Genomic DNA, 6,423 nt, shown 5'->3' on the forward strand with positions numbered 1-6,423 from the left:
CAACAAAGATCGTCAAATTTATCGGGATTAGCAAAGACGTTTCAAACAAGACTAGCAAAAATTAACGCCGATCCTTGGATTGCTGCTACTAGCCAAGATGCCAAATATCCCACTGTAAAAGGTATTACTCAAGACCCTAGTATTCCAGAAAGGTTTATTGGCTGGTACATGAATCAGGTGATTTGCTTAACCACAACTGCCAAAAATCCTCAAACTACTATTGCTTTATCCGAAGTATTTCATATGCTGAAATCGGCGAGAACATTATTTCATCCTCGTATTGTACTGCAAGTATTAAAACAAACAATCAGTAGAAAAACTGAAGAAACAGTTTAATTATTGAAAATCGGCGTTGCTGATTTGAGGTCTGAAATCAATCACGATTGGGTTCGTAGCTCTAAGCTCTAAGCCTTCTAAAGATTTATAAAAAAGCTCTAATTTTTAAAATCATACTTTGATTCAGCAACACCTGAAAATCAAACTCAGCATATAGTCACGCGATTCCTAAAAATTATACGAGAGCGCGTTGTTTATTGTCTGTTTGCTGTTGCAACACCTAGTTGTATGAACAGTTTTTTAAAATATCTGTCACTACAATATCCGATCGCAAAGGGTAACCACAAGCATAAAGTTTCCACCATGGTTAATTTCCAATAGTGATTCCCTAATGATGAACGATAGGGCATCATAAAATAAACTAAGCTGGAGATACTTATCAAACGTATTCCCCAATTTTGAGTAGCGACACCAAAGGGAATAATCCAGGTAAAATACCAACCATGAATGATGGGAGAAATAATTAGTAAGATAAAGAAATAGCCTTGAGTAAATTGCTGATAAGTCTGCTTTTTCCAGAGCAAAAATAATGTACCTAGTGCTAAGGGAAGAGCAAAAATAGTATTAGTTGTTGTGCTATACTGCCAGATTTTCGCTAAAAAATAAGGAATAAAGTCGGCACTTCGTCCATGAGAGACAAAACTAGAGCTAGTGGGTATTAAGTAACAAGAGTTGAAAGAACAAAAGGTTAAGCTACTCAAGATAAAAGGTAATATTCCTAATAATAAAACCAAAATAGCAGTTTTAAAATTAATTTTGCGATAAGCTAAAAAAGCTAGAAAAGCCAAAATAGGCAAAGATATCCATTTAATAGCAATACTAAGACCAATAAAAATAGCACTAAGAAATAAACAAATAATGTTTTGTTGGTAATAATTTCCCTTAACTTCTTTTAAATCTAAAAATGTCCACGCAGCTACCAATGGTAAGATAAACCAGCTATCATAATGACCGCCCCCTGCAAAAGAATAAATAATCAGTGGATTCCAAGCATAAATTAAAACTTTGCTATAGCTAAATTGGCGAGTAAGTAGCCAACAAATAGCGAGATCGGCAACAATAAAAGCAGATTTGAATAAAATGACACTAGGAGAAATAGTAGCTAAAATACGAAATCCTAATTGAGTTAAAGGAGGATAAATTGCAGAGACACCTTGATGATTTATTTGTGACCACCAAGAAGTACGATAAGTTATTAATTCTGTAGCATTAGGAGCAAAATCATAGGGACTAAAACCGAGAATTTGGATGTAACCTTCCCAAAGATATCGCCAAATATCATCCCCTGGATACATAAATAACAGAAGTATTCTAGTTGCGATCGCAATTAACCAAAACCACCACCAATTAATTCTGGTAATCCCCCAAGAAAGTATAAAACCAAAACTCATGACAGCCATTCCTAACCAGAAATTAGGAAACACCTCCCAATTGCGAAAGTCTCCATGAGGAATTAAGATAATTGCGCCAATAAGAAGTAATATGCCACTGAGGAGATGTAAAGTAGACAAAGAAGGCTGGGAAGAAAAGAGTTTTTTGAAATAAAGTTTTCCCAGTGTAGTTAGAATAATCGTTCCTGCTTGAATACTGCCAGAAATTGTGCCAGAAATTTTTGATTTACCACCCTGACGGGGAAAATAGCCCACAGGTAATTCTGCGATCGCTAAATCTAATTCTACGGCTCTAACCTGCATTTCCACAGTCCACCCCATACCGCGATCGCTCATAGCAATTTTGGCTAACGCATCACGCCGAATTAAACGTAAAGGGCCTAAATCATGATAATAGTGTCCCCAACCCAGAGCAATTAAAGAAGTAGCTAGAGCATTACCAAACCTTTGCACAGGAGTCATCACAGCTTTGCCCTGTATGGTAGCACCGCGATCGCCTAAAATAAAATCGTACCTATTGCGTAAGCGCAACCAATCCGTCAAACAACTGAGATCGTCACTACCATCCCCATCACAAAATAAAATCCAATTAATATTGTCAGGAATAGCTTGTAAACCCCGCCAACAGGCTTGACCATAACCAGGTATCTTTTCCGTAACAACTTCTACTCCACAAGCTTGGGCTTTTTCTTTACTGCGATCGCAGCTTCCGTTATCAACTACCCGAATCTGATTCAAACCATAGCTTTGCAAGTTACAAATCACATCAACAATAGTTGTTTCTTCATTGCGAACTGGAATAATCACTAAAATGTCATTAATCTTACTGTGGAGTGAAGATTTCATCTTCTAATCTAGAAATATTAAGGTGGCTTTAATAATGATGCTTTAACTTGCTGAGAAGAGGCTGAAAAGCAAAATAAAAGGATTACGTTATGAATACTTTGAATATTATCAATGGGATTTTTTCCCAATTTACTTTAGGTTTTACCTTTTTGGGAACAAAAGACTTGATGGCTTTAATCCATCCTGCGATCGCAGTTGCTTTTGTTTTTCCCCTAATTGGGATTGTTAGTAACTATGCTTGGCAAACTCGTCAAAGAAGATTACAACTCAAAAGTGGTAGCAAAAGTAAAATACCACCCATAGCAGGAAAAGAACACGTTCAACTCGGACGTTGGCTTACAGGAAGTGTTGTCGGAGTAACTTTAATTGCGCTGGCATATTCTATTTTTCTCAAAGGAATTCCTCAGTTACAAGAAAAAGGAGAATTACAGAATTTTCAAGTTATTTTTCTGGTTTTAATGTTTGTCGCCACAATTGCTTCTACGGCTTTGTTATATCGTGCGAAACCAATGATTTGGCGTGCAGTATTTGCCACCCTAGCAGGAATGGGTTTAATTATTTTAGGCGCGCAAGAAGGAGTCTGGCGATTAAGCAATGAATGGTATTGGTCACACTATTACTATGGCATTGTAGTATCGATTTTAATGCTATTTTCTTTAGCCATAGTGAATGATATTTATCGAGATAAAACTAATTTTTGGCGCAATGTCCATATTGTTTTAAATTGCTTGGCTTTACTGCTTTTTATCGGACAAGGTATCACTGGAGCAAGAGATTTATTGGAAATTCCCCCTGTAGGAAAACAAGAAAAAGCTGCCAATGTTACCTATATAGGAAAAGCATTAGACAGCAATTCTCAGTTACCAGTTATCAGTTACCACCTCAACAACTAATAACCAACAAAATTAGCCAATTTTCAATAATTCCACATCGAAGATTAAAGTTGCATTAGGAGGAATTACACCACCAGCACCTCTAGCACCATAGCCTAATTCGGGGGGAATAATTAGAGTACGTTGTTCCCCTACTTTCATCTCACCTACACCTTCATCCCAACCTTTGATTACTTGTCCTACACCTACTTTAAAAGAAAAAGGTTTATTGCGATCGCGTGAACTATCAAACTTCGTACCGTCTTCTAAAGTACCAGTATAATGAACTGTCACATTTTCCCCAGTTTTTGGGGTTGCGCCGTCTCCTTCTTTGACAACGACATACTTTAATCCTGAATCCGTAGTAACAGCGTTAGAAGTATCCATAGCGATTAATGTTTCCTTGGGTGTATCAGTTTTTTGTGTTGTTAATTGGGTTGCTTGAGCAGTTGTCGTCATCTCAGAAGCGATTGCCTCTGATTGATTATCATTACCAAATACCGCAGTACCAATTAAAATTAAACCACAGATTAAGACTACACCAAGACTGACCAGAATCTCGTTACTCAATTTTTTGACCACCTGAAATCTATTCCTATATTTTTACTTCACGGATATTGTGCCATCCAATCGCGATCGGTAGATAGGTATCAAGCAACAAAAAGATCATAAAAATTAAAATTAGATTTTCTATTGGTTGAATTCACCTCAAATTTTGTATGATTAAATTATCCAATAAAAGATAGTTTTTATTTACTATGTATATTCATACTACCGAAGCTGCAAAATTATTAAGTATTCCTCCTCGAAGACTACTAGATTTGCTACAGAAAGGAAGAGTTGTCGGTGCTTATAAATCTGGTCATTGTTGGATCATTCCTTTATACGATGGTTTGCCAAAAATCGTTCCAGGCAAACGAGGTAGATCGGGAACTTGGAATACCCCTAAAGCAGAAAAAAAAAAGAAGCCAGGGACTAAAGAGGACTCTGATTCATGTCAATAGCAATCACATCAAGCAAAATGCCCAAAAAAGTGCGAAAGAAAGAAAGCCCGTTATTGTCATGAGAGGAAAAACCAATGTTTATGCTCATAGTTTAGAAATTCCTTACCCTTGCCGAATTGTTTATAACCCAGATGAACCTCTAGATTGTGGTGCAAAAGTTTGGATTGAGGTTCTTGGTTTTGATTTAGCTGCGATGCAACCTCCAGCCAATATTGTTTCATCTTATGGGTAATATCTAATATTCTCAGATTACAATTTTAGAAAAACTATGCTGTTAGAAGTCAAGAGAATCATCGTTCCACCAGGACAAACAGTAGTGTTAGATGGTGTTAGCTGGGACGAATTTGAGGCTATTTTAGAAGATTTAGGGGAAAGTCGCGGTTCTAGGATAGCTTATGACCGAGGAATGCTAGAAATTATGACACCCTTACCAGAACACGAAGTTAACAAAGTTTATCTCAGTAATTTTGTAGAAATTTTATTAGAAGAACTAAATATTGAATTTTGTCCTTTAGGTTCTACTACTTTTGAAAATCAGTCAATGTTCAAGGGAATTGAACCAGATAGTTGCTTTTATATCCAAAACGAAGCGGTAGTTAGAGGAAAAAATAGATTAGATTTGACAATCGACCCACCACCAGATTTAGCCTTAGAAATAGATATTACTAATCGTACTCACCCAGAAATATATCAGTCTTTAGGTGTACCCGAACTATGGAGATACGAAAGGGGTAAGCTACAAATTCTATTATTAGTAAATGGCAAGTATGTCGAGTCAAATAAGAGTGCTAATTTTCCTGATTTTCCTTTAATTAAAGTAATTCCCCAATATTTAACACAGTGTCGAACTGAAGGCAGAAATAAGGGAATCAAAGCTTTTCGTAGTTGGGTCAGAGAACAATTGTCAGCATAGATTAAAAGGCTTTGTTACCAAAAACTGAAGCCAGTTTACAGTATTATGTCACTCTTATTAAATATATAAATCACTCTAAGCAAAAATTTGTTTATGAACTCAAAAATTAATGATGTTGGGTATAAAAACGCGCTACCCAACCTACCAGATAGGCGATCGCATTACCTGTAATATCTTTATTGACAACAGCAATCAACCTATTGCGGTAATCCCATTGATACTCCGTTACTTCTTTAGTCCGATTGATTAATCTTATCATCGTGTTCGTAGTGATAAATCCCTTACTGTAACCAGCATTGGTTCTATTACCATTATCGTCATAACTATAATCTTCATCGGTTTGATAATTACGATCCGCTTGAGTTAACCGATCTGTATAGTGACACCTTCGGGAGAAGCAAAGCAGACAATCTAAATTTATTTTGTTTATCTCTGTTGTGAGAGAAGACCCTCGCGTCCCGCGATGGGATGGGCGGTATAAACGCCTGGGAAACCACAGGCGGGACGCCCTTATGAATCGAACTTTACAACGAAGCTAGTAATCTGGTAAAATACTTCTATGAAACAGCTTAGAGGTTTTAAATTTAGATTCTATCCGACTTCAGCGCAGCGATTAGAGCTAGCGCAAACATTTGGCTGTGCGAGGTTCGTCTACAATTGGGCATTAGCTCTCAGAACTAATAGTTACTACCGAGATAAAGTATCTCTTAGTTATACGGATACTTCTAATGCTTTAACCAAACTCAAAAAAGACCCCTCGAAACCTTGGTTAAAAAAAGTTTCATCTGTACCATTACAGCAAGGACTCAGGCATTTAAATACAGCGTTCCAAAACTTTTTTAAAGGGAAAACTAAATATCCCAAATTTAAAAAGAAAAATAACAGACAGTCTGCTCATTACGCCCCTAACGCATTCCAATGGGTTGATGGTTCGTTGACTCTAGCTAAAATGTCTCAACCATTGAAGATTAAATGGAGTAGATATTTTACTGGTGAACCAAGAAGCGTTACTATTTCCAAAGACCCAAGTAACAGGTACTTTGTCTCTTTTTTGGTTGAGG

8 protein-coding genes and 1 pseudogene are annotated in these 6,423 nt (G+C 36.8%); 6 read left to right on the forward strand and 3 right to left on the reverse strand.

The window, feature by feature from the left end:
- Positions 1 to 336: pseudogene (locus tag H1P_RS36725) on the forward strand (hypothetical protein); the annotation flags it as partial.
- Positions 337 to 530: 194 nt separating this feature from the next.
- Here H1P_RS36725 and H1P_RS29790 read toward each other — a convergent pair.
- A complete protein-coding gene (locus H1P_RS29790; RefSeq protein WP_144874577.1) occupies positions 531 to 2,573 on the reverse strand; it encodes a glycosyltransferase family 2 protein in 2,043 nt (680 codons plus the stop codon).
- 149 nt (positions 2,574 to 2,722) lie between these two features.
- Between H1P_RS29790 and H1P_RS29795 the strand changes: the two genes are divergently transcribed.
- Positions 2,723 to 3,466 carry a DUF4079 family protein gene (locus H1P_RS29795; RefSeq protein ID WP_144874585.1) on the forward strand — a complete coding sequence of 248 codons (744 nt, stop codon included), beginning with the start codon at positions 2,723 to 2,725 and terminating at the stop codon, positions 3,464 to 3,466.
- Between the two features lie 12 nt (positions 3,467 to 3,478).
- Here H1P_RS29795 and H1P_RS29800 read toward each other — a convergent pair whose 3' ends face one another.
- On the reverse strand, positions 3,479 to 4,015 hold the full coding sequence (locus tag H1P_RS29800; RefSeq protein ID WP_246142020.1) for an FKBP-type peptidyl-prolyl cis-trans isomerase: 537 nt from the start codon (positions 4,013 to 4,015) through the stop codon (positions 3,479 to 3,481).
- 188 nt (positions 4,016 to 4,203) lie between these two features.
- Between H1P_RS29800 and H1P_RS36730 the strand changes: the two genes are divergently transcribed.
- The 3 genes from H1P_RS36730 to H1P_RS29810 are packed head-to-tail and all read left to right on the forward strand — an operon-like array spanning position 4,204 to position 5,362.
- On the forward strand, positions 4,204 to 4,449 hold the full coding sequence (locus tag H1P_RS36730; RefSeq protein ID WP_186376225.1) for a MerR family transcriptional regulator: 246 nt from the start codon (positions 4,204 to 4,206) through the stop codon (positions 4,447 to 4,449).
- 58 nt (positions 4,450 to 4,507) lie between these two features.
- Positions 4,508 to 4,681, forward strand: a complete 174-nt coding sequence (locus H1P_RS36735; RefSeq protein ID WP_186376226.1) for a hypothetical protein — start codon at positions 4,508 to 4,510, stop codon at positions 4,679 to 4,681.
- Between the two features lie 36 nt (positions 4,682 to 4,717).
- Complete coding sequence (locus H1P_RS29810) at positions 4,718 to 5,362, forward strand: Uma2 family endonuclease (RefSeq protein ID WP_144874581.1); 645 nt, start codon at positions 4,718 to 4,720, stop codon at positions 5,360 to 5,362.
- A 106-nt stretch (positions 5,363 to 5,468) separates the two neighbouring features.
- Here H1P_RS29810 and H1P_RS36740 read toward each other — a convergent pair whose 3' ends face one another.
- Positions 5,469 to 5,621 (reverse strand): hypothetical protein, encoded by a 153-nt coding sequence (locus tag H1P_RS36740; RefSeq protein WP_186376227.1) that lies wholly within the window; start codon positions 5,619 to 5,621, stop codon positions 5,469 to 5,471.
- Positions 5,622 to 5,921: 300 nt separating this feature from the next.
- On the opposite strand from H1P_RS36740, the gene H1P_RS29815 reads away from it, so the two are divergent.
- On the forward strand, positions 5,922 to 6,423 hold a 502-nt coding region (locus tag H1P_RS29815; RefSeq protein ID WP_144874583.1), incomplete at its 3' end, for an RNA-guided endonuclease InsQ/TnpB family protein.

The organism is Hyella patelloides LEGE 07179, from assembly GCF_900659865.1.
Taxonomy (GTDB): domain Bacteria; phylum Cyanobacteriota; class Cyanobacteriia; order Cyanobacteriales; family Xenococcaceae; genus Hyella; species Hyella patelloides.

Coding starts and splice junctions, on each gene's coding strand:
- H1P_RS36740 (WP_186376227.1), bottom strand. CDS start 5,621: ATGATAAGATTAATCAATCGGACTAAAGAAGTAACGGAGTATCAATGG.
- H1P_RS29790 (WP_144874577.1), bottom strand. CDS start 2,573: ATGAAATCTTCACTCCACAGTAAGATTAATGACATTTTAGTGATTATT.
- H1P_RS36735 (WP_186376226.1), top strand. CDS start 4,508: ATGAGAGGAAAAACCAATGTTTATGCTCATAGTTTAGAAATTCCTTAC.
- H1P_RS29810 (WP_144874581.1), top strand. CDS start 4,718: ATGCTGTTAGAAGTCAAGAGAATCATCGTTCCACCAGGACAAACAGTA.
- H1P_RS36730 (WP_186376225.1), top strand. CDS start 4,204: ATGTATATTCATACTACCGAAGCTGCAAAATTATTAAGTATTCCTCCT.